Annotated in this window: 21 protein-coding genes; 11 read left to right on the forward strand and 10 right to left on the reverse strand. The window is 47.4% G+C overall.

What is annotated here, in order from left to right; translation table 11 throughout:
* The first annotated feature begins 134 nt into the window (after positions 1-134).
* Entirely contained in the window at positions 135-935 is an 801-nt protein-coding gene (locus tag FHS17_RS09850) for a helix-turn-helix domain-containing protein (protein WP_167278254.1), read from the forward strand.
* Positions 936-1,133: 198 nt separating this feature from the next.
* Here FHS17_RS09850 and FHS17_RS09855 read toward each other — a convergent pair whose 3' ends face one another.
* Positions 1,134-1,637, reverse strand: a complete 504-nt coding sequence (locus FHS17_RS09855) for a DUF302 domain-containing protein (protein WP_167278255.1) — start codon at positions 1,635-1,637, stop codon at positions 1,134-1,136.
* Between the two features lie 82 nt (positions 1,638-1,719).
* The gene (locus tag FHS17_RS09860) at positions 1,720-2,574 is read right to left on the reverse strand and encodes a LysR family transcriptional regulator (RefSeq protein WP_167278256.1); all 855 of its coding nucleotides are present in this window, start codon (positions 2,572-2,574) and stop codon (positions 1,720-1,722) included.
* Positions 2,575-2,704: 130 nt separating this feature from the next.
* Between FHS17_RS09860 and FHS17_RS09865 the strand changes: the two genes are divergently transcribed.
* Entirely contained in the window at positions 2,705-3,217 is a 513-nt protein-coding gene (locus FHS17_RS09865; protein WP_167278257.1) for a GNAT family N-acetyltransferase, read from the forward strand.
* A 19-nt stretch (positions 3,218-3,236) separates the two neighbouring features.
* Here FHS17_RS09865 and FHS17_RS09870 read toward each other — a convergent pair whose 3' ends face one another.
* Genes FHS17_RS09870 through FHS17_RS09880 form a run of 3 tightly spaced genes read right to left on the reverse strand, consistent with a single transcriptional unit; the run spans position 3,237 to position 5,937 of the window.
* Positions 3,237-3,716 carry a hypothetical protein gene (locus FHS17_RS09870; protein WP_167278258.1) on the reverse strand — a complete coding sequence of 160 codons (480 nt, stop codon included), beginning with the start codon at positions 3,714-3,716 and terminating at the stop codon, positions 3,237-3,239.
* Between the two features lie 32 nt (positions 3,717-3,748).
* Positions 3,749-4,441: a response regulator transcription factor gene (locus FHS17_RS09875; RefSeq protein ID WP_167278887.1), complete on the reverse strand. Its 693-nt coding sequence runs from the start codon at positions 4,439-4,441 to the stop codon at positions 3,749-3,751.
* Entirely contained in the window at positions 4,441-5,937 is a 1,497-nt protein-coding gene (locus tag FHS17_RS09880) for a sensor histidine kinase (RefSeq protein ID WP_243865284.1), read from the reverse strand. The genes FHS17_RS09875 and FHS17_RS09880 overlap by 1 nt, the downstream gene beginning before the upstream one ends.
* 270 nt (positions 5,938-6,207) lie before the next feature.
* Here FHS17_RS09880 and FHS17_RS09885 point away from each other — a divergent pair, with 270 nt between their 5' ends.
* The 4 genes from FHS17_RS09885 (at position 6,208) to FHS17_RS09900 (ending at position 13,446) form a co-directional block, all read left to right on the forward strand.
* Positions 6,208-8,742, forward strand: coding sequence for a beta-mannosidase (locus tag FHS17_RS09885; RefSeq protein WP_167278259.1), 2,535 nt, complete (start codon positions 6,208-6,210; stop codon positions 8,740-8,742).
* A gap of 1,187 nt (positions 8,743-9,929) precedes the next feature.
* Positions 9,930-11,357 (forward strand): hypothetical protein, encoded by a 1,428-nt coding sequence (locus FHS17_RS09890; RefSeq protein WP_167278260.1) that lies wholly within the window; start codon positions 9,930-9,932, stop codon positions 11,355-11,357.
* 389 nt (positions 11,358-11,746) lie between these two features.
* Complete coding sequence (locus tag FHS17_RS09895) at positions 11,747-12,847, forward strand: glycosyltransferase family 2 protein (protein ID WP_167278261.1); 1,101 nt, start codon at positions 11,747-11,749, stop codon at positions 12,845-12,847.
* Positions 12,844-13,446, forward strand: a complete 603-nt coding sequence (locus FHS17_RS09900) for a glycerol-3-phosphate acyltransferase (RefSeq protein WP_167278262.1) — start codon at positions 12,844-12,846, stop codon at positions 13,444-13,446. Before FHS17_RS09895 ends, FHS17_RS09900 begins: the two co-directional genes overlap by 4 nt.
* Before the next feature lie 85 nt (positions 13,447-13,531).
* Here FHS17_RS09900 and FHS17_RS09905 read toward each other — a convergent pair whose 3' ends face one another.
* From FHS17_RS09905 to FHS17_RS09915, 3 genes are all read right to left on the reverse strand, one after another.
* A complete protein-coding gene (locus FHS17_RS09905; RefSeq protein ID WP_167278263.1) occupies positions 13,532-14,818 on the reverse strand; it encodes a WD40/YVTN/BNR-like repeat-containing protein in 1,287 nt (428 codons plus the stop codon).
* Between the two features lie 240 nt (positions 14,819-15,058).
* The gene (locus FHS17_RS09910) at positions 15,059-15,967 is read right to left on the reverse strand and encodes an AraC family transcriptional regulator (RefSeq protein ID WP_167278264.1); all 909 of its coding nucleotides are present in this window, start codon (positions 15,965-15,967) and stop codon (positions 15,059-15,061) included.
* 140 nt (positions 15,968-16,107) lie between these two features.
* Positions 16,108-17,028, reverse strand: a complete 921-nt coding sequence (locus FHS17_RS09915; RefSeq protein ID WP_167278265.1) for an aldo/keto reductase — start codon at positions 17,026-17,028, stop codon at positions 16,108-16,110.
* Positions 17,029-17,332: 304 nt separating this feature from the next.
* Between FHS17_RS09915 and FHS17_RS09920 the strand changes: the two genes are divergently transcribed.
* Together FHS17_RS09920 and FHS17_RS09925 are read left to right on the forward strand one after the other, a co-directional pair.
* A complete protein-coding gene (locus tag FHS17_RS09920; RefSeq protein ID WP_167278266.1) occupies positions 17,333-18,193 on the forward strand; it encodes a patatin-like phospholipase family protein in 861 nt (286 codons plus the stop codon).
* Between the two features lie 237 nt (positions 18,194-18,430).
* The gene (locus FHS17_RS09925; protein ID WP_167278267.1) at positions 18,431-19,084 is read left to right on the forward strand and encodes a FusB/FusC family EF-G-binding protein; all 654 of its coding nucleotides are present in this window, start codon (positions 18,431-18,433) and stop codon (positions 19,082-19,084) included.
* Positions 19,085-19,132: 48 nt separating this feature from the next.
* Here the strand turns inward: FHS17_RS09925 and FHS17_RS09930 are convergent, their stop codons facing one another.
* Positions 19,133-19,579 carry a DUF4395 domain-containing protein gene (locus FHS17_RS09930; protein ID WP_167278268.1) on the reverse strand — a complete coding sequence of 149 codons (447 nt, stop codon included), beginning with the start codon at positions 19,577-19,579 and terminating at the stop codon, positions 19,133-19,135.
* A 180-nt stretch (positions 19,580-19,759) separates the two neighbouring features.
* On the opposite strand from FHS17_RS09930, the gene FHS17_RS09935 reads away from it, so the two are divergent.
* The 3 genes from FHS17_RS09935 (at position 19,760) to FHS17_RS09945 (ending at position 22,121) form a co-directional block, all read left to right on the forward strand.
* A complete protein-coding gene (locus tag FHS17_RS09935; RefSeq protein WP_167278269.1) occupies positions 19,760-20,218 on the forward strand; it encodes an HPP family protein in 459 nt (152 codons plus the stop codon).
* 103 nt (positions 20,219-20,321) lie between these two features.
* Entirely contained in the window at positions 20,322-21,719 is a 1,398-nt protein-coding gene (locus FHS17_RS09940; protein WP_167278270.1) for an MATE family efflux transporter, read from the forward strand.
* A 249-nt stretch (positions 21,720-21,968) separates the two neighbouring features.
* Positions 21,969-22,121, forward strand: coding sequence for an anti-repressor SinI family protein (locus FHS17_RS09945; RefSeq protein ID WP_243865285.1), 153 nt, complete (start codon positions 21,969-21,971; stop codon positions 22,119-22,121).
* 2 nt (positions 22,122-22,123) lie between these two features.
* Here the strand turns inward: FHS17_RS09945 and FHS17_RS09950 are convergent, their stop codons facing one another.
* Positions 22,124-22,468, reverse strand: coding sequence for a helix-turn-helix domain-containing protein (locus FHS17_RS09950; protein ID WP_167278271.1), 345 nt, complete (start codon positions 22,466-22,468; stop codon positions 22,124-22,126).
* Between the last annotated feature and the right edge of the window lie 213 nt (positions 22,469-22,681).

The following is a 22,681-nucleotide window of genomic DNA, read 5'->3' on the forward strand; positions in this document are numbered from 1 at the left end:
TCAAGATTAGGAATAGGGTAGATATTTAGCAATATTATAGGTTTCGATTGCTCGGAGCGTCATGTACAATTCAATTCAAGGATGTACATTTCTATTTTTGAATTTTTCATTGTGGGACGGAGGGTTATAGTAGGATGCAATTGGTCAATGTACATTTCGATGATCGGATTCCCGAGTGGGGTACACCGGAGGCCGTGCTTACGTATAACGTTCTTGTGCTTGTCATGGAAGGTAAGGTCAGGTATCGGATTAATGGGGAAGACCTGATCGCCGAGCAGGGGGACCTGCTGTACATCCCGGCATCGACCCTTCGCCGAGGCGGAAATGACGAAGGAAGTACGCATCGCAAATATACCGTCTTGTTCACATTCGACCATAACGCCGCAACAGGCATTCCCCTTTTGGACCGCAGGCGGTTCATTCGTTTTCGGCTCGCAAACCTTGAATACGTCAAGCGGCGATTCGAGCGCCTTCATGAAGAGATGCGGAGCAGTGAACGTTTCCGCTCCTTCATTTGCCTTGGTATCGCGCAGGAGCTTATTGGCATTTTGTCGCGGGAGCTGGACAAGCCGGAAGTATTGCCGGGCAGAATGCAATTCGCGCAGACGCTAAGGCGTTATCTGCTTGAGCATTACCGTGAACCGATTGAGATTGACCAGCTGGCCGGGCTTATCCACCGCTCGCCTAACTATACGACAGCCTTGTTCAAAGAAGTGTTTGGGTATCCACCTATCCAGTTCATGCACCAATTGCGAGTGCGCGAAGCCTGCAATCTGCTGTTAGAATCCGATATGACCATCGCGGGCATTTCACAATACTTGGGCTATTATGATTCTTCTTACTTCTTCCGGATGTTCAAGAAACATACCGATCTATCACCTGCAGACTTCATCGCCCGTGGACGCCAATCGGAGCTGTCGCAGCCGTTCGGATGATAATAGCAGCATACACAAGGAGGACACTGCGTCATGCAGTGTCCTCCTTGCTCTTACCACATCGGAATGTTTAAGTTCTTTAAAGCGATAAAGCGTAAAGGAAATCATTCCGATTGGCGATAAAAACTTCCGCTAAAACGCGGTCGCTCATCTTCGAAGTACTCCGATAGGAGTTTTTCTCATGAAATGACCATATAACTACATGAGGATCGAGCGTACAACACTGTAGATCTTGGCATCGAGCAGTTGTCCATACGACACAAGGTCAGGCTGATGGAGCGCTCCGAGGAAGGAAGAAGGCCGGTCGAACGAAATAATAGCGCCATGCGGGCTGCCGTTATCGTACAGGGTGACGCGGAAAGGAACATACAGGCTGGCTCTCCGGTCAATGGATAGGATGGGCTCTGTGATGATCGGATTGCCTACCAAATACAGCCGGCAGCGTTTTATGCCACCATGAAGCGATAGAAGTTCACCCTGATTCACTTCTGACATAATCATCAGCCCATGGGGGCCTTCCAATTGTTTGACAGCAGCTTCTACCTGCTCCCAAGTGACCTGATTTCCGATTCCAAAATCAGGTTCCCATCTTCCCATCTGCCGTTCGAATGCAGCAACAAGCGCGTCATAGCGAAGCCCCGTCGGGATATCTTCTCTTACAATCATGGCATAGCCAGCCGTTATCGGCTCCCCGTGTCTCACATCGCGATCCTCCTTTTAATATTCGGGTAAGGAGTCAGCAAATTAACTATATGAAGAAAGCAGCGAGGATATGACACTTGTATCAAGAAAGACCAAGCAGCTTGAGGCCAAGCTGGACGCTCTTATGATCATGCTGGTCCGTTAAATAGAGGGCGTATGCCTTGATGGACGGGATCTCAAACGCACAAGTCAGCTCGAATAAGGTCTGTGAATCGAGGTAAGGCTGTGCGATAGAACGCGGCAGAAAACCAAACCCTGCTTCCTGCAGAAGCATCGTCAGCATAATAGTCGAATGGTCGGTTTCCAGCGAAGGGACATAGCCTGCACCTACAATATCCGCGAACCATTCCGGAAAAGGGGCACCCCAAGCAAGATGGCAGTAATCTGGCGATAGAAAATCGGAGGCTGTAACTGGTGAAGTGTGCTGCGTCTTTGATATAAGGAGGATATCATCCTCAAATAGCAGCTGTTTGGTCACCTTCGGATGATCTGGCGGATCAAACTTGATAGATAGGTGGACGATCCCGTCGAGCAGCAGATCACGAATCATATAGCTGGGATCAATATTGCTTAGAAACTTGACCGCTACCTGCGGATTCTCTCGTTTAAAGGCGAGAATATGAGGCAGATAGCGGTAATGCCAGACTGACCCCGGACCGCTTAAGATGAGCGAATGCTCGAAAATGTCGGACAACATCAGCTTGCTTTCCTCGGATAGCCTCAGCATCCGTTCGGCATAGGGATAGAAGGCAATACCCGCCTGCGTCAAGCTGACATTACGGTTGTCGCGCTCGAACAATTCTTTGCCGACAGAAGCTTCCAGAGCCTTGATTCGTGAGGTAATGGCCGATTGAGAAATATGAAGATGCTCGGCGGCTTTGGTGAAGTTGAGAATTTGAGCGATAGCGATAAATGCTTCAAGTTGAGAAGAGTCCATTTCTTAACGCCCTTTCATTATCGAAAATTTCAATTATAGTAACATATATTATTCGTTATACAAATGATCAATATGCTTCTATGATAGGGCTATAAAGTTTGGAGCACACTTCAAGATGGAGGGAATCAACATGAATCAATCGGTTATTATCGAACAATTATCATCGATAGATACCTATATAGAAGAGCTTTCGGAGCTGCTAATTGAGGTGGTGGAGGATGGAGCATCTATCGGTTTTTTGCCGCCTTTAAGCAGGGAAGAGGCGGAGAATTACTGGAGAAATGTTCCGAGTTCTGATGTTGTACTCTTAGTTGCAAAAGTTGACGGCCATATCGCGGGAACCGTTCAGCTCCAGCTATGCGGCAAAGCTAACGGCTCTCATCGTGCAGAAATCGCCAAGCTGATGACCCATCAGAACTTTCGGCGCAGAGGAATTGGCCGAGTGTTGATGGAGATGGCAGAAGGGATTGCCCGGAAGGAGAACCGGTCACTGCTGGTGCTGGATACAAGGGAAGGGGATTCATCGAACCTGCTCTATACTTCCGTTGGATACCTTTTAGCTGGTAAAATCCCTAACTTTGCGAGATCGGCGGACGGCGGATTGGATGCTACGATGATTTATTATAAGATTATTTCTGAATAGTCAAAAACCCGGTCTCCTTTTATAAGGACGCCGGGTTTTTGCGTTTGCCGCCGGGCTTCCAGACGGACAGAATGTACATCACAACAATTGAAATGGTCTGCAAAGCAATACCAATCATTAACCAGGTATGATGCACCGTTAAGGTGCCATGATCCAATCCGCGGAGAGTCCATTCGTACATTCCGATAAGGCCGATTCCGATAGCTAGCAAGGTTAGTACTTCTTTGGCAATAATCCAGTAATAGCGGAACAGCCCCCAGGAGGTCATCACCGACAGCATAATACCGGTTATGGTCGTCCCGATCGTCGAGGCTCGTACACTTGTATCCGCCAGCAGATGCATAATCGTGTAACAGGACTGCAGTACATCAGCGTCATCTGTCACAGATGCTGTTAAGCCTAGAATAATAAAGGCAACTTGCACACCCAGCATGATCGCCGCAAAAATAATATGAAGGAGCAATAAAATCCGACGCTGCTGCAAAGTGATCTTTTTCAAAACAGGAGCCTCCTTACTTTGTAAGCATTGACTTAAATGTTAAAGCGGTATCCAACGCCCCAGATCGTCTCGACGTATTGAGGCTTGGACGGATCACGTTCGATCTTTTCCCGCAGCTTGCTGATATGGACAGTTACTGTCGCATGATCGCTGCCAATAGCGTCCATGCCCCAAATACGCTCGAACAGATCTTCCTTGCGGAATACCCGGTTCGGATTGGTCACGAGAAAGAGAAGCAGGTCGAATTCTTTTGCGGTAAAAGAAACCTCCTGTTCATTCACAAACACTCGCCGGGCTTGTTTGTCGATGCGGATTCCGCTTAGCTGCAGCTCGTCCTTACGCCATTCTCCTTGTCCAACTAACCGATCATACCTCGATAGGTGGGCTTTCACGCGGGCTACCAGCTCACCTAGTCCAAACGGTTTCAAAATATAATCATCGGCTCCAAGTCCAAAGCCTCGAATTTTATCAATCTCCTCTTTCTTGGCCGAGACAATCAGAATGGGGACATTACTTGCCTCTCGGATCCGCCGGCATACCTCAAAGCCGTCCATCGATGGGAGCATCAGATCAAGAAGGATAAGATCATACCCGCCTTGCAGGGCCATCTCGAGTCCCAGATCACCACGCTCTGCAATAGATATATCAAAACCATGAGCATGCAGATAATCCTTCTGCACCTCAGCAATAACCGGATCATCTTCAATGATTAAGATTCGTTTCATCATAAGCCTCCTTCTGTAGCAGGGGGGAATCGAAGCAGAATAGTCGTTCCTTCGCCGTTACAACTTGCTGCCTCCACTGTCCCGCCATGTGCTTCTATAATTTGCTTCACAATGGCTAAGCCAAGTCCACTGTTGCCTTTACCTGGGCTGCGAGAGGATTCTGCCCGGAAGAACCGGTCGAACACGCGGGGCAAAGCGTCCTCGGGAATGCCTTCGCCATTATCTTGGAACTCAAGAACAATCATGCCGTCAGCCTGTTGGCCGAGTACGAATTGAATGCTCTTAGGTTCAGTCTTCATATGCTGGAGGCTGTTATCTACCAGATTCATCAAGACCCGGTGCAGCTTCTGACGGTCAGATTGGATCATCACAGACTCAGACTCGGATCTACAGATGCCAAGCGACAGCGATACCTGAACACCACTTAAGCGAGGATCATGCCTTAATTCCTTGACCATCTGGTCGAGGTATAAGGTTAAATCAACCGATTCCCAGTGGAAAGGCAGCTTGCCGGTATCGAGGGTCGAATAGAGCTGCAGCTCCTCAATCATCCGGTTCATCTCGGTTGTTTTGCCAGCAATCATCTGCACATACTTCTGCCGCTTCTCTTCTGTATCGGCAATGCCGTCGCGAAGACATTCTGTGCAGCCTTGGATGGCTGTTATGGGTGTCTTCAGATCATGAGAGATATTGGCCAGCAGCTCTTTACGATTCTGTTCGAGCTGAAGCTGGGCGCCAATGGATGACCGCAAGCGTACGCGCATCTCTTCGAATGCAGATCCAAGCTGTCCAATTTCATCTTGTCTTCGAAGCTTCACGGCATGATCCAGGTCACCTTCGCGAATCCGACCCGCTGCCTCTTGCAAGGCGTACAGCGGTTTAATGATGCTGCGAGAAACGAGATAAGTCAGCAGGCCATTGGTTAGAGCAAGCGCCGCTAGAAGAGTGAGCAATACGAGTGGAAACAGCCGTTTGAAGAAATTAGCAACCGGGTCCATATCAGTCACAATAATGAGCATGCCGATCGTTCCATCAGGGCTTGTATAGGGAATTGCTTCCCATTCATCGCCACTTGGCGGGCCGGGATGATTAGTCTCCTGGCGGGTTGCTCCTTTGCGGACTTGGCTCAGAATAGCAGCTGCGGATAATCCGGGTGAGGCGTAGGTGGCTTCCTCGTTATGAACAACGATAATACCGGACTCTACCTGCTCAAGCTCGGCTTCTGTGTTTTTAAGGAAAGTGGGATCGGAGAGCAGCTTTGGATCATACTGCGCCACGAATTTTAATCCGGATGACAGCTCGGTACGACCCATGAACAGATCACGAATCGATGAGAATGGAAAAGCATGTTCGAACTTATTATCACCGCCGCCGGCTCCCGGCATGTTGTCTTTTATAATCAGATTTCCTAGCAGCGCGAACGTCAGGCCAAACATTAAAACCGGAACAGCGACCATCGCGGCATAGGACAGAATCAGCTTTTTTCGAATCGACATGTTCGTAAAGCACCTCATTTCTCTTCCATTGTAGCGTGTGCATTCAAATATTCCGTAAACCAAATCTAAAAAAAGTATAAAGCATCAGAATAACTCTATAGGATAAGACTGAATTTCTATAAAATAAGTCTGAAAAAAGTATAAATAACTGAGGTATCATTCGTGTATATACTCCGTTATACTACATTTAAATACACTATTTTCACGAAAAAGCAAGAATCATATACGTTAGGGAACTAGTTAATGGCCCTTATATTTAGGAGGATTCTAATGAGTGAGTTGAAGTGGCAAATTTCGAACTGGGCTTTTAAAAATAGGGATGAGCAAGAGTGGAGACCGGCATTTGTGCCCGGCTGTGTGCATACGGACCTGCTTAAGAATGAGCTCATTCCCGATCCGTTTGTTGGGACAAACGAGAAGGACCTGCAATGGATTGATAAGAAAGTATGGGAATATGAATCCGTATTTGACGTATCGGCTGAGCTGCTTAGCCATTCCCGGCTGGAGCTGGTTTTTGAAGGCCTCGACACGTATGCCGACGTTTATTTGAATGATGTATCGATTCTGTCAGCTGATAATATGTTCCGGACTTGGACAGTTGATGTTAAGCCTTATGTTCGTGAAGAAGGTAACCGTCTGTTTATTCGCTTCCGTTCCCCAATCGAAGAGGGATTAGCTAGGCTGGATGCGTATGGCCCGATTCTTCCGGCATCTAATGATGACTCTGTAACTGGCGGTTTAGAAGACAAAAAAGTAAGCGTATTCTCGCGCAAAGCGCCTTATCATTATGGCTGGGACTGGGGTCCACGGTTTGTAACGAGTGGCATTAGCAAGCCTGTATATTTAAGAGGCTGGAGTGGGGCAAGAATCTCTGACTTGTATATTCGCCAGGATGAGATCTCGGCAGCAGAGGCTAAAGTGACAGCCCTTCTGGAGATTGAATCAGAAGCAGGAGGCGAGTTCGAGCTTCGTCTGAGTACGGCTGGCCAGGAGTGGACAAGCCAGGTTGTGTTAGAGCAAGGTATACAAGTCATTCCTGTGCCGCTTACCATTGAGCAGCCTAAGCTGTGGTGGTCACGTGGTCTTGGTGATCCTAATTTGTATACGTTTACTTCAGATCTCTCGCAAGGAGAGACGGCAGTGGCGACTGCCTCGGTTACGACTGGCCTTCGTTCCATTAAGCTCATTCGCAAGCCGGATGAGAAGGGGTCAACCTTTTATTTTGAAGTAAACGGTATCCCTGTATTTGCGAAGGGCGCTAACCATATTCCAAACGACAGCTTCTTCAGCGAAGTAACGCCTGAGCGTTACCGCCATGAGATTGCGAGCGCAATCGAATCCAACTTTAATATGCTTCGTATATGGGGCGGGGGAATCTACGAGCAGGATATTTTCTACGAGCTGTGTAACGAGAACGGTATTCTTGTCTGGCAGGACTTTATGTTTGCCTGCAGTATGTATCCCGGGGACGAAGCTTTCTTAAGCAGCGTGCGGGCGGAAGCTGAGGACAACGTACGGCATCTGCGTAATCATCCAAGTATCGCGCTGTGGTGCGGAAATAATGAGATCGATACGGCTTGGTCGCAATATGTGGAAGATGGCGGCTGGGGCTGGAAAAAGCTATATACGAGCGAGCAGCGGGAACGGATCTGGGCAGATTATGAGGCGGTGTTCCATCAGCTTCTGCCGGAGGTTGTAGAGGCAATGGCACCGGACATCGCTTATTGGCCATCTTCCCCTATGCAGAGTGTAACAGGCAATGCCGATCAGCATGCTACGAACAACTCTTCTCACGGCGATATTCATTACTGGGCTGTGTGGCATGCGCAGGAGCCATTCGAGCAGTACAACCACAATATCGGGCGCTTCATGAGCGAATACGGCTTCCAATCGTTCCCGGAATATAAGACCGTACGTGCTTATGCGGAAGAAAAGGATATGGCGCTGGATTCTGAGGTGATGCTGCATCACCAGAAGAATGGCAGAGGTAACTTCCTGATCAAGGATTATGCGGACCGTTATATGAAGGATTCGAAGGATTTCCCTTCTTTCCTTTATATCAGCCAGGTGCTGCAGGCCGAAGCGATGAAGCAGGCTATCGAAGCTCACCGCCGGAGTATGGACTATTGTATGGGATCGTTATATTGGCAGCTTAATGACTGCTGGCCGGTTGCTTCCTGGGCAAGCATGGATTACTACGGCCGGTGGAAGGCAGCACAATACCTGATCATGAATAGCTTCGAGGATCTATTGCTGTCGATTGACCAAGTGGATAATACGGTTAATTTCCACGTTGTTTCGGATCTTGGGGAGTCCGTAGAAGGTACGCTGGAGTGGAGCTTGTATACTTTTGACGGGGAGCTGCTGAAGCAGGATTCCGTTGCTCTTGCGGTGTCGCCGCGTACGGCTTTAGTCGCGTTATCGTTAACGACTGATGAGCTGGGCTCTTACGATCCGAGCCGCACCGTATTGGTTGGACGCATTGTGAAGGCAGACCAGGAGCTCGCGCGTTCGGAGCATTATTTTGTTTATACAAGACAGCTTGACCTTATTGATCCTGAGATTACAGTTGAGGCCGTAGAAGGAAGTAGGGGATCGGCATTTGTATTGACGGCAAAACATCTGGCTAAGCATGTATGGGTTCAAGCGGAGGAAGAAGGCATCTTCACGGATAACTTCTTCGATCTGATTCCAGGCATTCCGGTCACTGTTCAGTTCAAGCAGAGAACGGCGGATCGCATTGAATTTGTTCCTGCTGTACCGGGCTTGGTTGCTGTGCAATCGATGTTTAACTACGCGAAATAACAGACGAATCTGATACTAGGAAAGCCCTTAAGGCCATTGAGCCTTAAGGGCTTTTTTTGTTGGCATGGCGCGGGCGCACGCACAATCAATAAGACCCTCGGAGGGTCTTAAATGATGTTAACGGAGTAAACTTGGCTGGGATAAGACCCTAGCAGGGTCTTATTTGCATGAGGGGGCGGCGAAACCGGTGTGTTATGGGATCATGCGCAATCAATAAGACCCTCGGAGGGTCTTATATGGCGTTAATGGAGTAACTTGTGAGGTGATAAGACCCTGGCAGGGTCTTATTTGTATGGGGGACGGCGAAACTGGTGTGTTACGGGCGATTATGGCGTCTTAAGGTCCCCGAGGGACCTTAAGTCTGAGAAAGTAGCAGCTAGTTAAGTGTTTAAGGTCCCTTAGGGACCTTAAATCAGGCGGAGTGGCAGATTTCGACGTTGAAATGAGCATAAACGTGTGAGATACGGTCCCCGAGGGACCTTAAGTCTGAGAAAGTAGCAGCTAGTTAGGTGTTTAAGGTCCCTTAGGGACCTTAAAGCGGGCGGAGTGGCAGATTTCGACGTTGAAATGAGCATAAACGTGTGAGATACGGTCCCCGAGGGACCTTAAGTCTGAGAAAGTAGCAGCTAGTTAGGTGTTTAAGGTCCCTTAGGGACCTTAAAGCAGGCGGAGTGGTAGATTTGGTCGTTGAAATGAGCATGGACGTGTGAGATAAGGTCCCCAAGGGACCTTAAATTTGAGAAAGTAGCAGCTAGTTGGATGATTAAGGTACCTTAGGGATCTTAAAACGGGCGGAGTGGCAGATTTGGACGTTGAAATGAGCATGGACGTGTGGGATAGGGCCCCCAAGGGACCTTACGTTGGAGAAAAGAGCAGTAGGTCCCTTAGGGATTAAAACGGGCGGAGTGGCAGTTTTGGACGTTGAAATGAGCATGGATGTGTGGGATAAGGTCCCCAATGGACCCTACGTTGGAGAAAAGAGCAGCTAGTTACGTTTGGCTGTGTTATTCCTGCGAATGATGGATTAGGTGACGTGCATTCTAACGCGGGTCTCGATTGGGCCTCCTGAGTTACAGCTGGAGGAGGAAGAAGTAGAGTGAACGTGGTACAAGTTAATAGCTGAGTAAAACCTGATTTCCTGCTACTATGAGAGATAGATAATCAACGAGAGGAAAGCAGGAAAGCCAATGAAGAAAAGTGAGACAAAAACAAAGTCTACAATGGGTAAAGCGGGTTTAGCGGATAAACTGTCCAAGTTGACGAAAGATGAGCTGGTAGCGCTGTTGATTCATTTTTCTAAAGAAATGAAGGAAGTGGAGCAGGAGCTCGTGTTGCGGTTTATGAGTATGGACACGAAAGCAAACATGGCTTCATATAAGAAAATTATACGTTCCTCTATTAAGGACAATGCAGATCGTTATGGCTTTGTAGCTTATCGGCAAGTATCTGGTGCTATCGACGGTGCCGAGAAAGTAATGCGGAAAGCAGAGGAAGCCTTAGCTCAAGGACAGTATCTTCATGCTGCCGAAATTGTCTTTTGTATATTGCATGAAATGGGAGATTTGCTTCAGTGCTCAGATGATTCCGACGGTATTGTTGGTGGAATGATTAGGGAGTGCTTGGATGTCATTCATCATATTGCTGTTAATCTCGATATTGAGCAGGATGTGAAGAAGGACCTGACAGCTTTATTCCGGTTGATTCTTAGGGAAGCTCTTCATCCTCTTTTGGATGGTTGGAGTGAATGGCAATTATCCCTTATGGAGAGTGCTATGTTATTCCTAACATCTCAGACAGAGAGAGAACTTTGGGAAAAGCAGTTGATGGTGCTAAAAGACAAGAACAGCAATTCTTCCTATTTTGAGGAACATGCTGCTAATCTTCAGTATTTGGTGATACAGTCATATGACGGCGAACAGGAGGCTGAGCGTTATTTAGAAGAGCATCTCAGCTTAACTGTTTTCCGAGAGATGGCTATCAAGCATGCTATAAAGAATGCAAACTTTGAACGGGCGCTGCAACTGGCTCAGGACGGAGAAGAGCAAGATGGTAAGAATAGCCTTCCAGGTCTTGTTGCGACATGGAAAGAGTTTCGCTATGAGGTCTACAAAGCCACCAATCAACGGGAGCAGCAGCTGGCACTCGCGGAAGAGTTCGTCCTGTCAGGGAAGTATGCCTATTACCTCGAGTTGAAGGAATTGTGTAGCCCTGATGAGTGGGAGCCTGTCTATCATCGGGTATTGAATAGTTTGGCTAATGGCGGCAAAGGTTACTGGTCCACGGAGAGATTGTACACTCGAATTCTCATTGAGGAGAAGGAAGTAACGAGGCTTCTCGAGTATGTCCAGAGCAGAAAAAGGGAAATCGTCGAATACTATCCTCATCTTATTAGCCAATATGCCGATGAAGTATATCAGCTATTCCAGGAATGGATTACAGAATCCGCTGCAGAGGCTTCGAGCAGGAATCAATATAAAAAGGTCTGCGGTACAATTAAGCATCTTATTAAGGCAGGCGGAGCTTTAAAAGCGAAGGAAGTAATTGAACAGCTCATACTTGCTTATCCGTATCGTACAGCCCTCAAGGATGAACTAAGGAGTATTAAACTTGCATAGAGGTGCAGATGTTTTAGCTGCTCAAACAACAATAAGACCCTGCCAGGGTCTTATTGTTGTTTGAGTGGTTAATTTTGGCTGAGATAAGATCCTACGGGGATCTTATCCGTCAGTGAATGGGCGTGAAACAAGCCGAATTGGCTATTATGTGAAGCGATAAAACCCTGCCAGGGTCTTATCGCTTGTTAGGGCAGTTAGAATTGGCGGGATAAGACCCTGCGAGAGTCTTATCGGCCAGCTAACGGGAGACATTTTTCATTGAACGATCCTATTTCAAGCGATTGTCATAAAAAATGAAAGGTCCAAGCCTGCCTCGCGGGCAGATAAACGTTCTTAGAACAACAGCAGGGGCCATATATTTGTTATATATGCAAAATGGGGGTGTGGATATGGGGATGTTGATCACAGCATTGCTCGTATGCGCTTGTGCCATGGGGCTGGTGTTGTTTCGGAAAAATACGATCCCTATCTATCGTGAAGGTCCCATTCAGCAGAGGAAGCTGTCTGTCATCATTCCGGCTAGGAATGAAGAAAGCAATCTGCCTTTTTTGCTGAGCTCACTTCAAGCTCAAACCTACACGGACCTGGAAATTATCGTCGTAGATGACCATTCGGAGGATCGGACCAGAGAAATTGCGGAAAGTTACGGAATCAAGGTGATTACGAATCCCGAGCTCCCTTTGGGATGGACAGGCAAGAATTGGGCGGTATGGAACGGTTACCTTCAGGCTACCGGTGATTTAATTGCTTTTCTGGATGCGGATGTCCGTCTTGCACCACATGCACTTCGTTCACTTCTTACTGCAAGAGAACAAGAGGGAGGGGTAATTTCTGTTGTGCCGTTCCATATTGCTGAGAGGTTTTATGAGCGGTTAGCGTTGATTGTGAACGTATTAGGCTTATTTGCCTTCACGTCCCCTATGGAGCGGACAAACCCGAATAAAGGCTTATATGGCTCCTGCATCCTCACCACAAGAACGGATTATGAGCAGGCAAAAGGCCATGAAGGTGTAAAGGCTGAAGTGCTGGATGATCTCAACTTAGGGGCAAGGTTTATGGAAGCCGGTGTAAAAGTGACCAATTACATCGGACGCGATATGGTCTCCTTCCGAATGTATCCAGGTGGTATCAAGAGTGAGATCCAAGGCTTCAGTAAAGGAGCGGTGCTTAGTACAAGTAAGTTGAATATCGGTACATCGCTACTTGTTGCCGTTTGGCTGATCGGCTTAATTGCTGCAGAAGCAGCGCCTTTTGTTATAGGTACCTCTTATCTGCTGCCGTTTGCTATTGGATATGTGCTGTACACGCTGCAGATTTATTATTTTGTCCGCTATACCGGAAGGTTCGGGAAATGGCTGCCGATCGTCCATATACTGAGCACGGTCTTTTTCCTCTATATCATGCTGTATTCGCTTTATCAGGTGGTGTTTCTACGGCAGGTTGCTTGGAAAGGCAGAAGCATTAAGGTTGGGGGGCGTGGCAATCCATGATTATTTTATGGACAGCGGCATCGTTTCTGGCAGGATCCTTGATGTTCTCGTATTGGATTGGTTTAGCGAAAAATCATAATCTCCAAGAATATGGTGATGGTAATCCCGGTGCAATCAACTTGTGGAAAGCAACGGGTTATACCTACGGCATTGCCGGTATTGCACTGGACTTCTTGAAAGGGTATTTACCGATGCTTTGGCTTCACCATAGCGGCGATGTTACTGGATTTGCTCTTGTTTTTCCGGCAGCAGCGGCTATTCTTGGACATATCTTTTCTCCGTTTACGGGCTGGAAAGGCGGTAAGGCCATTGCAGTGACGTTTGGCGTATGGAGCGGGCTGACTGGATTTGCGGTATCGCTTGCGTATGCGATTATACTTGCTGTACTGCTCTCGGTAACGAGACTGATCAACAAGGGCAGGTCAACCTCCTCAGAAACGGATGCTTTTCATGTTGTGCTTGGTATGCTCCTGCTGTCGATTTATTTGGTTCTGGATCATTACTCTTGGCCCATTGTTCTGCTTGGCGTTATTAACTTTATTCTGCTTTCCTATTCGCATCGAAAGGAGCTCATTGGCGTTAAGGATGTGAATCATTAATGTCATATAGTTTTATATAAAAAAAACCCTCCATCATACACCGATTGATTATCGGGTATGAGGAGGGCTTTTCTGGCTATTCTGCTTATGGCTTCTTGAAGGTATAGACCTTATGCAAGGTCTTGCCGCCATCCGTAGAAGTGTACAAGACAGATGGATCGGTATGATCAGTAGTGATGAACCAGATATGACTCGCGTCAGAAGCACCAATAACCTGGGTGCCGTAACCGGTCAATTCGGCCTTGCTGATCGTCCAGCTCTTACCGCCGTCTTTGGTTTCCATCAAAGTGTTGGCTTTATCACAAGCTTGGCATTGACCGCCCATAATCGCTGTTTGTGAATTGACAACATACAACGTGCCCGGGCTTGTGCTGGTCATGCCGCTTGGAACCTTCGGATCATCCATTGTAAACCCTGGGGCTGGACCGGATCCTGCGCCGTTCTTCACGATTGCCGGGAGCCAAGTTTTGCCGCCGTCGGTTGTGTGGAAGAGCGAGTAGGAGGTTTGCGACATACCTGAGCCTCCAATGAGCTCAATCCAAGCATCGTTTGCTGCCGTAGAGCGGATGATGACGTTATTAGGGGCTTCTTCTGTTGAGCGTGTCATAACAGTATCCCAAGTTTTACCGCCATTGCCTGTATGCATGAAGAGCATCCTGCCATTCACCATTTGTACGGCCCAGCCATTGTTGAGGTCATGGAAGTACACTTCGCCGATTTCTTTGCCAGGTGTTTGCAATGTTGTCCAGGTCTTACCGCCATCCTTGGACATGGCATCGTCGCTAAAGGCTGTTTTTTCATTAGTAAAATGGAGATAGCCGCGGTTAGGCACAGTGCCTGCTTTCGTCCATGTTTTGCCGCCGTTAGTAGATTGAATCAGTGTCAGGCTGCTTGCGCTCTCGTCGCCAATGGTTGCCCAAACTTTGCTGCTGCTCAGAGCGAAAATTTGGTTAACCGGTTTGTTGCTTGCGTATTGAAGCTTCCAGTGAGCACCACCGTCTTCTGTTCTTGCAATTTGGCCGTTGCCGGCAACCCAGCCGGTCTTGGAGTCAGCAAGGCGCAGGGCTGTAACGGTGCTGATTTGAACGGTTTTTTCACCAGTACTAACTGGAGTTGGATTTCCTGAGGTTCCGCCACCGGTATTACCGGGCTGCTGAGAAGAAGTGCCTTCGTCAGGGCTGGTACTAGGCGTACCCGTATCCGTGTCCGTATTTGTATTGCTAGGGTTCGATGAAGGAGCAGAGGAGTTGTTCCCGGCTTCTTCCGATGCTGGCGTATTATTCGAAGTATTGTCAGCTTTCGAACAGCCTGCCAAGAGCAGGGATAAACTGAGCGTCACGAGGAGAAGCAGGGTGCTGATTTTCTTAATCATGATGTTCACCGCCTAAATGGTTTATAGATATAGCTTAACCTTCCTCCCCTTAGACGAACCATATAAAGAGAGTGTTGCAGTAAATTTTAGTAATAAAGTATTTTTGGACGAAAGATAGAGGAAGGAGTTGGGTGAACGGGTACGAAAAGCGAAATAAGAGGAAAAACCGTATTACAGGGGGCGTCGAACGTACGATTGCAAAAAAAAGCGCGAGAGCATAAGCCCTCGCGTTGTCCCAAGCTATTCAGCTTTTTTCTTAATCGGGATATAGATATCCATCTGGATTTCAGACAGCTCATGGTTGCTGCGCTCATCATACAGCTCGAACTCTGGCTTGCCTGCATGCTCGTAGCCGGAATGAGGGAACCATTCCCCGAAGATTGTCATCCAGGTGCTTTGGATCGAGGAGGAGAACTGTTCACGCGGAACCTTTGGCGTGGTGAATACAGCGTACTCCGCGGCATCAAACTCGCTGCAGACGAGGTCTTCGCCCTCTACACCTTCAAAGCTTTCCGCTTCCATACCAATCAGATAAGAGAAGCTGTCGGAGTCCATATCGAATTTATGGCAGATACCAAGCTCGACAGGGGAGTCCTTATGCACACGGTTGGGGATGTTTTTAGACAGCCCTTTTTGAATATATTCCTGCCAGAAGGTCGGGATCTCTCTATGATTGTCACCATTTGCTCTTGTACGGATCTCGTAGCCGATCACTTTGAAGGCAGGCTTCGTTATAATTTTGTAATCCATTCGTATTCCTCCTAAATAGGGATTGTACTTGCGCTGCAGCACATTCAGCTTGGAGTATGCCGGGGGTCTAATCTCCCGTTTACGGTAGTCGCCCGGTGTCATTTCGAATATGCGCTTGAAAGCTCGGGTAAAGGTCTCATGATTCTGAAACCCCGTATCGAGCGCGATATCGATCAGCTTCGCATCCGAATATGCAACCTGATAAGCGGATATCGCCAGACGACGTTTACGCACATATTCCATCACGGTCTCTCCTGCCATGGATTGAAAGACACGGTGAAAATGAAAGTCCGAAAGCCTCGCAACCTGCGCCAGCCGCGATAAAGACAGCTCTTCGGAAATATGGGCTTCGATGTAATCAATCGTCTGTTGAATCTGCCTCAAATAATCCTGCTTCATTCGGATGACTGACCTCCTCGTTCTCGATGACCTCATTGTATACGAATGGATGATCCCGTTCTTGATGATTCTTGCTCTATGAAATGAAACAGCAGCCTCTGGTCATTTAAGACCAGAGGCTGCTGCTATACCTTCGAAGCTTATGGCAAAATATTGCCTGCCGCGCGGTAGATCGCGTACCATTCTTCGCGGGTAAGTGTAATGTCGGATGCTTTAACGCAGTCTTTCAGACGCTCGATGTTCATCGAACCGATAACCGGCTGCATTTTCGCAGGATGACGGAGGATCCAAGCGATCGCAATCGTTGTGTTGCTCACGTCATATTTGCCAGCGATCTCATCGATCACTTGGTTCAGCTCAGGGAACTTGTCACTTCCGAGGAATACACCTTCGAAGAAGCCGTATTGGAATGGCGACCAAGGCTGTACCGTAATGTCGTTCAGGCGGCAGTAGTCGAGAATGCTGCCGTCACGGTTAATCGCGGAGCTGTTCTCCATGTTCACATTGATGCCGTTGGAGATCATGTTCGCGTTCGTGATGCTCAGTTGAAGCTGGTTCGCAACGATTGGTTGTTTCACCGATTTCTTGAGCAGCTCGATTTGCATCGGGTTCTGGTTCGATACGCCGAAGTGACGTACTTTGCCGGAGCTTTGCAGACGGTCGAAGGCTTCAGCAACTTCATCAGGCTCAACCAATGCATCTGGACGGTGCAACAGAAGAATGTCGAGGTAGTCGGTGTTCAGACGCTTCAGAATCGCATCCGTCGAAGCAAGGATATGCTCCTTCGAGAAGTCGAACATAACGCCCGGCTTAATGCCGCATTTGGATTGCAAAATAATATTTTCACGAACACTGTCGTTCATATGAATCGCTTCTGCGAAAATTTCCTCGCATGTGCCGGCGCCGTAAATATCCGCATGGTCGAAGAAGTTTGCCCCTTGCTCAAGTGCCGTTTGGACAAAACGCTCTGCCCCTGCTTTATCCAAGGAATTAATACGCATACAGCCAACCGCAACTACCGGTACTTCGAGCGTGCTGTTTCCGAGTTGAATCGTTCTCATTGATAAGTCCTCCTAAAAAGAATTGTGAAGCAATTCTTACTTCGTAAGCATTTGCTTAAAGAATTGTGAAGCAATTCTTGCTTCGTAAGCATCCGCTATAAATCGCATATGTAACCTTTTTGATTGTGACATAGTTGGCAAGCGGTTTCAAGACAAGGACTTAGGGAAGTTTGTTAAGTTTTTTTAGCCATGCCTCTGCGCCTATCCATTTTAGGCCGGATGCCAAATTGACTAACACGAACGGCGATGGCTACAATTACAGTAACGAATAGAGGCAGAGCCTCTTATAGGGAGGCAAAAGGGCATGAGCCAAGCAGATTCGATCGGACTCATATTGGAAGGTGGAGGCATGCGCGGCGTTTATACGGCCGGGGTACTGGAGTTTTTTTCAGAGCATAACATTTATTTTCCATATATGATCGGGGTGTCGGCGGGTGCCTGCATGGGGGCTAGTTATCTGTCGAGACAGCTTGGACGCAACCGGATCGTGAATGTAGAGTGGGTGAGCGATCCGAGATATATCTCATGGAACAATCTTTGGAAAAAAGGGCAGCTTTTCGGGATGGACTTTATTTTCGATGAAATCCCAAATAAACATGTTCCATTCGATTACGAAGCTTTCCGGAATAGTCCGGAGGAGTTCGTCATCGGCACGACTGACTGCGTAACGGGCGAGACCGTCTATTATCGGAAAAGCGATCCAGACTTCGACCTCTTGCAGCTGCTCAGGGCATCCAGCTCCCTTCCCTTTATTGCACCAATAGTCGAATATGGCCGCCGGAAGCTGCTGGATGGCGGGATCTCCGATCCGATTCCACTGCGAAAAGCCGAGACTGATGGCTGTAAGCGGAATGTTCTTATTTTGACAAGGAATGAGGATTACCGGAAGTCGCCGGGGCGGTTTGGCTGGATTGTTCAGCGTGCCTACCGGAAATATCCGAATCTGGTGGAGAAGATGTTCAAGCGGCATGAGCGTTACAATGAGACACTTGATTATATAGCGGAGCAGGAGCGCACGGGCTTGGCATTTGTGATTCGGCCGCAAGAGACGCTTGTGGTCGGGCGGATGGAGCGGGACCCAGCGAAGCTAGACGCGCTTTACAGGCAGGGATACGAGGATGCGAAGCGGATGATGCCGCAGCTCCGGGAATGGTTGGAACAATAAGAACGAGGATTGCGGACGGTGCAGCGTTTATTTTATAATCTTAGTAGTAAAGGGAGGCGGTAAAAATGGCAAATCAATTTGCCGGATTACGAATCAGCTTCATGCAGAGCCTGAATTAGGGGCGATACTTTGCATGGGGCGTACTTGAAAGAATGGTCGCCCGGCTATCGTTTCTAATAATGGGCTTTGCACCTTATTGATTTATGATTTTATACCAAATAAGGGGCTGACAAAGCAATGTATACACCATTTATTAGAAACCATCAATTGAACGTCATTAAAAAGCAAGCAGGTCAACTGCAGCAAGCCTGCAGTACCGTATCGGATCCGAAGGTGATTGAATCGGTTCGATCAAACACGTCATTTAAAGTCATGGAAGCTTTCCCTGGGGCATCGGAGCAAGAGCAGCAGCTGCTTGGAAGCTTTGCGTCATTAAGTTCCCCGCAGGAATTTCAGGGCTATGTGCGTTCACTTGAAGAGTACGTTCTGCCATTCGAGAAGGTCGAGGAGAAGCAGCTGAAGAAGCTGTTCCCGAAGGTAAAGAAGCTGAAGGTTCCTGACCTCGCGGCGATGGATCTTCGCTATATCACTTATATGGGCTGGACGGATATTGGCACGAACAAGATGTATCTCGCTTATCATTTGAACAGTCGACTGGTAGGGGTAGAGGCTAGATTCACGCCTGTGCAGAAGAAAAGCGTATGCTTCTTATGTAACAAGCATGAAGAAGTGGCGTTAGTCTCGGCGATTACAAAGTCGAAGCCGGCGAATGCTTCGCCAGATTACTACAAGGCGATTGGCAACTATATGTGTGTGAACAGCGACAGCTGCAACAAGAACATTACGGACGTGACCGTTCTAGAACGGTTTATCTCTGATATTGTTCTCTAAGCTTATATACAAAAGAGCCCACCAAATTTGGCGGGCTCTTTCTCATGGTTAATGTCTTTGCTGGCGCAGACGAAACTGTTTGTATTGGAAGTACATAAAGCAGCCAAGGCAAAAGCCGCTTAAGGCAGCCACAACAGCAGCTGTGAGCATACCAAGGCTGATATAGGACAGCACGGTCAAGCCGAGATAGTGAGCTGCGAGTGTAACGACGAGAAAAAGAATAGCGAGCAGATTGTTGAAACGCAGCAGCTCGCGTGCTTCGGTCCGTGGGCTTACCGGTAGTAACGGCGAGAATAGGCGGACGAAGACGTTATATTTTACTCCATACGTACGACTGATTAATTGCACGACTAGGGGCAGGGCAAGAATCCACCATTGCTGGGTTAGGACGGTTGCGATCACGCTCAGTAGAATGCCAAGCTGATTGCCGCGTACACGGTGTAAAGGCACTTCCTCTACACATTCATAACTTAAGTTAACGACCGGCTGGGACATGAACATCCTCCGTTCAAGGTTCGATTTATAAAATCGGTTATATTCAGTATACACTAAATCATAGTTATCTGGTGGGAAATAAAGAGTATAATTTTAGAGATTGACGCTCTATCCAAAACTCTTTACAATGGAGCAGGCGCAAAATTGCACGGCCGCTGACAGGAGGTAATCAAGAAGCTCATGAACTTGAAAACAATCGTGATTTGTCTCTATGTAGGGCTTATTTATTGGCTGTCTCTACATTTCTCCTTCCTGGATACACTGTTCTTCCCAACGCTTGGTGCGTTTAGTTTTCTCTTCCTATCCCGCTCATCGACCATATCCGAAGTGGGAAAAGTCACCTTTGGTGCCGTCGTATCGTCCGGAGTTGGAACACTGCTGTATTACATTTATCCAAGCACAATCTCGTTATTTATTAACGTCATTATAACGATCTGGTTAATTAATAAATTCAAGTGGAATGCCCCGCCAATTGTGGCCGTGGCGCTTATTCCGTTCTTTTCACACTCGGCTCATCACTGGGCTATTCCGCTCTCCGTATGTGCGGCGCTGCTTGGCCTTATGCTTGTACTCTACATCGCCGGGCTCGTCGAGAGCAGACGTGCGACTGCTTATGAATCGAAATCCACAGCCGCTTAGGCTGTGGATTTTATGTCTTTGGGAGCAATCCACAAAGGACAAATCTCTGCTATAGTAAGAGATAACTGAAGCTTTACCAATCCAACAAGAAGAATGTGATGATATGGGTATAGGACGACCCAGACAACTAGGAAAGCGTGAAGCTTTCCTGAATCGACACTTTACCGGAGTGTCCATTGATTACAGACAGATTATATCCTTGTTTATTCCGATTCTGATCGATCAGGCGTTCCTCGTTGGTCTGAACCTTGTGAATACAGCGATGATTAGTTCATCTGGTGTTGACGCGGTTAGTGCCGTTAATATGGTGGATTCGCTTAATATATTCCTGATCAGTGTCTTTATCGCGGTGTCGACCGGGGGAACGGTTGTTGTTGCCCAGTATAAAGGCAGCGGGAACGATCAGATGGTATCCAAATCAGCGGCGAGCTCCGTATCCTCGGTTACACTAGTTGCTCTTGCGATCAGCTTGATTGTGGTGGCTTTCCATAATCCAATGCTGAATCTGCTGTTTGGTGCTGCAACACCGGAAGTATTCGCAGAAGGCAAGACGTATCTGATCGGCAGCGGCTTGTCCTATGTCGGGATTGCGATGATGGAGGCTGTATGTGGAGCATTGCGTGGTATCGGGCGAAGCCGGGCTTCTCTCATGTTGTCCCTCGTTATGAACCTGTCGTATGTACTGCTGAATATTGTCTTTATTAACCTGATGCATATGGGCGTGCTTGGACTGACGATTTCCGTGAATATCTCCCGGTATGCGGCGGCCATTCTCGCTATTATTTATCTGGTGAAGATTGATACTAGCCTGCGGCTGCGTATTCGCGATTTGCTGGCATTTAATTTGACCATGCTGAAAAAGATTCTGTTCATCGGTATGCCATTTGCAGCGGAGCAGATGTTCTTCAATGGCGGGAAAATCGTCACCCAAACGTTTGTCGTTGGCCTTGGCACCTATGCCATAGCGACCAATGCGATTAGCGGCTCGCTTGCGAATGTCCTTCAAATTCCTTCGAATGCCTTGGCGATCACGACGATTACGGTCATTGGTCAATGTATTGGGCAGCAAAATATTGAGGATGCCAGGAAGTTTACACGATCTTTCCTGTGGCTGTCCGCCGCCTGTTTGCTCTTCATGACGATTATTATGATTCCACTATTCTATCCGCTGGTAGGGCTGTTCCATCCCCCAGCAGAGATTGTAGATGATATCCTGATCATTTCGCTTATTAATGCCCTCATGCAAGTGGTGTTCTGGTCGATCAGCTTTATTATGCCGTCGGCTCTTCGCGCAGCTGGGGACTCGAAGTTTACTTCCGTCGTTTCCTTATTGTCCATGTGGCTGTTCCGGATTGTACTTGGTTACTTGCTCGCTATCGTCTTCGATTTCGGAATCATCGGCGTCTGGGTTGCGATGAATCTGGAGTGGGGCGTGCGGGGAATGATCTTCCTCTGGCGCTTCCGCGGCAAGAAGTGGTATCGGCATAAGTTAATTGATTAACAAGTAACCCTCGGCATCGTATGATGACTGAGGGTTATTTTTTTGCTGCGATTACGTGGAATTGAAGGCTTATTGTGGATGTAAGACTTTAGAACCGGTTGGGAAAAATATTTTAATAGTCTGTCAAGGTTCGACAACCTTTTTAGGATACAATCTGTATCATATTGGTTGGAAGTAACTATAGAGTGTAGGCCTCTAGTCCTGTTTGAGAGCGAAAGGCGATATAATTTCAATGGAGGGCCGGATAACATGCTATCGATGACAACGAGGGATGTTGCAAGTGAACAGGATTGGATCCATTTATTGATGGAGGCAAAAGATATAGGGGTATCCATCGAGGAAGTTAGAAGGTTCTTGCAATCTTATACGGTTATACAACAAAACAATCCGGAATGGTCATAGGACTATTCCGGATTTTCATTATTCTTCTTCCATTTTTGAAACTCTAGAAATTCCTTGAATTGACTTTTGCTAATGCCCGAGTCCATTGCTTCTCGTAATAGGAGCTGCCAGTCGTTATCAAGCAATTGCTCAGTCTGCGTGGGATCATTGTACAGAATAGAGTGAATCGATACATCCAGGGCAGATGCTACCTTCTCCAGAAACTGAATAGAAGGATTAGACTGTAAACCTCGTTCTACATTACTTATATAAGATTTAGCGACTTCAGCCCGTTCAGCAAGCTCGGATATGGACATGCCCTTGTCGCTTCGCAGTTGTTGGATTCGTTTTCCAATCTCATCAATCATGTTCATGCATCCTTATCTTAAAAAATAATAGGAATTGCTTTGTATTTATTATCATCTTACGGACATTAACTATTTTTGTAAAGAAACATGTAACATTTTCATGAAATCCGGCTATGGGGCCGGATTTTTTTTGTTAATCGGGACATTTGATAAGGAGCTGTTCATTATTAAGAACGAAATAAGGAGATATGATGAGATAATAAGTGATTTTCG

The sequence above is a fragment of the Paenibacillus lupini genome (assembly GCF_011761355.1).
Classification (GTDB): Bacteria; Bacillota; Bacilli; order Paenibacillales; family Paenibacillaceae; genus Pristimantibacillus; species Pristimantibacillus lupini.

What these genes read in the sequence shown, in the direction of transcription:
- FHS17_RS09850 (WP_167278254.1), top strand. Translation starts at nt 135, where the DNA reads ATGCAATTGGTCAATGTACATTTCGATGATCGGATTCCCGAGTGGGGT.
- FHS17_RS09860 (WP_167278256.1), bottom strand. Translation starts at nt 2,574, where the DNA reads ATGGACTCTTCTCAACTTGAAGCATTTATCGCTATCGCTCAAATTCTC.
- FHS17_RS09865 (WP_167278257.1), top strand. Translation starts at nt 2,705, where the DNA reads ATGAATCAATCGGTTATTATCGAACAATTATCATCGATAGATACCTAT.
- FHS17_RS09875 (WP_167278887.1), bottom strand. Translation starts at nt 4,441, where the DNA reads ATGAAACGAATCTTAATCATTGAAGATGATCCGGTTATTGCTGAGGTG.
- FHS17_RS09880 (WP_243865284.1), bottom strand. Translation starts at nt 5,937, where the DNA reads ATGTCGATTCGAAAAAAGCTGATTCTGTCCTATGCCGCGATGGTCGCT.
- FHS17_RS09885 (WP_167278259.1), top strand. Translation starts at nt 6,208, where the DNA reads ATGAGTGAGTTGAAGTGGCAAATTTCGAACTGGGCTTTTAAAAATAGG.
- FHS17_RS09890 (WP_167278260.1), top strand. Translation starts at nt 9,930, where the DNA reads ATGAAGAAAAGTGAGACAAAAACAAAGTCTACAATGGGTAAAGCGGGT.
- FHS17_RS09895 (WP_167278261.1), top strand. Translation starts at nt 11,747, where the DNA reads ATGGGGATGTTGATCACAGCATTGCTCGTATGCGCTTGTGCCATGGGG.
- FHS17_RS09900 (WP_167278262.1), top strand. Translation starts at nt 12,844, where the DNA reads ATGATTATTTTATGGACAGCGGCATCGTTTCTGGCAGGATCCTTGATG.
- FHS17_RS09905 (WP_167278263.1), bottom strand. Translation starts at nt 14,818, where the DNA reads ATGATTAAGAAAATCAGCACCCTGCTTCTCCTCGTGACGCTCAGTTTA.
- FHS17_RS09910 (WP_167278264.1), bottom strand. Translation starts at nt 15,967, where the DNA reads ATGAAGCAGGATTATTTGAGGCAGATTCAACAGACGATTGATTACATC.
- FHS17_RS09915 (WP_167278265.1), bottom strand. Translation starts at nt 17,028, where the DNA reads ATGAGAACGATTCAACTCGGAAACAGCACGCTCGAAGTACCGGTAGTT.
- FHS17_RS09920 (WP_167278266.1), top strand. Translation starts at nt 17,333, where the DNA reads ATGAGCCAAGCAGATTCGATCGGACTCATATTGGAAGGTGGAGGCATG.
- FHS17_RS09925 (WP_167278267.1), top strand. Translation starts at nt 18,431, where the DNA reads ATGTATACACCATTTATTAGAAACCATCAATTGAACGTCATTAAAAAG.
- FHS17_RS09930 (WP_167278268.1), bottom strand. Translation starts at nt 19,579, where the DNA reads ATGTCCCAGCCGGTCGTTAACTTAAGTTATGAATGTGTAGAGGAAGTG.
- FHS17_RS09935 (WP_167278269.1), top strand. Translation starts at nt 19,760, where the DNA reads ATGAACTTGAAAACAATCGTGATTTGTCTCTATGTAGGGCTTATTTAT.
- FHS17_RS09940 (WP_167278270.1), top strand. Translation starts at nt 20,322, where the DNA reads ATGGGTATAGGACGACCCAGACAACTAGGAAAGCGTGAAGCTTTCCTG.
- FHS17_RS09945 (WP_243865285.1), top strand. Translation starts at nt 21,969, where the DNA reads ATGCTATCGATGACAACGAGGGATGTTGCAAGTGAACAGGATTGGATC.
- FHS17_RS09950 (WP_167278271.1), bottom strand. Translation starts at nt 22,468, where the DNA reads ATGATTGATGAGATTGGAAAACGAATCCAACAACTGCGAAGCGACAAG.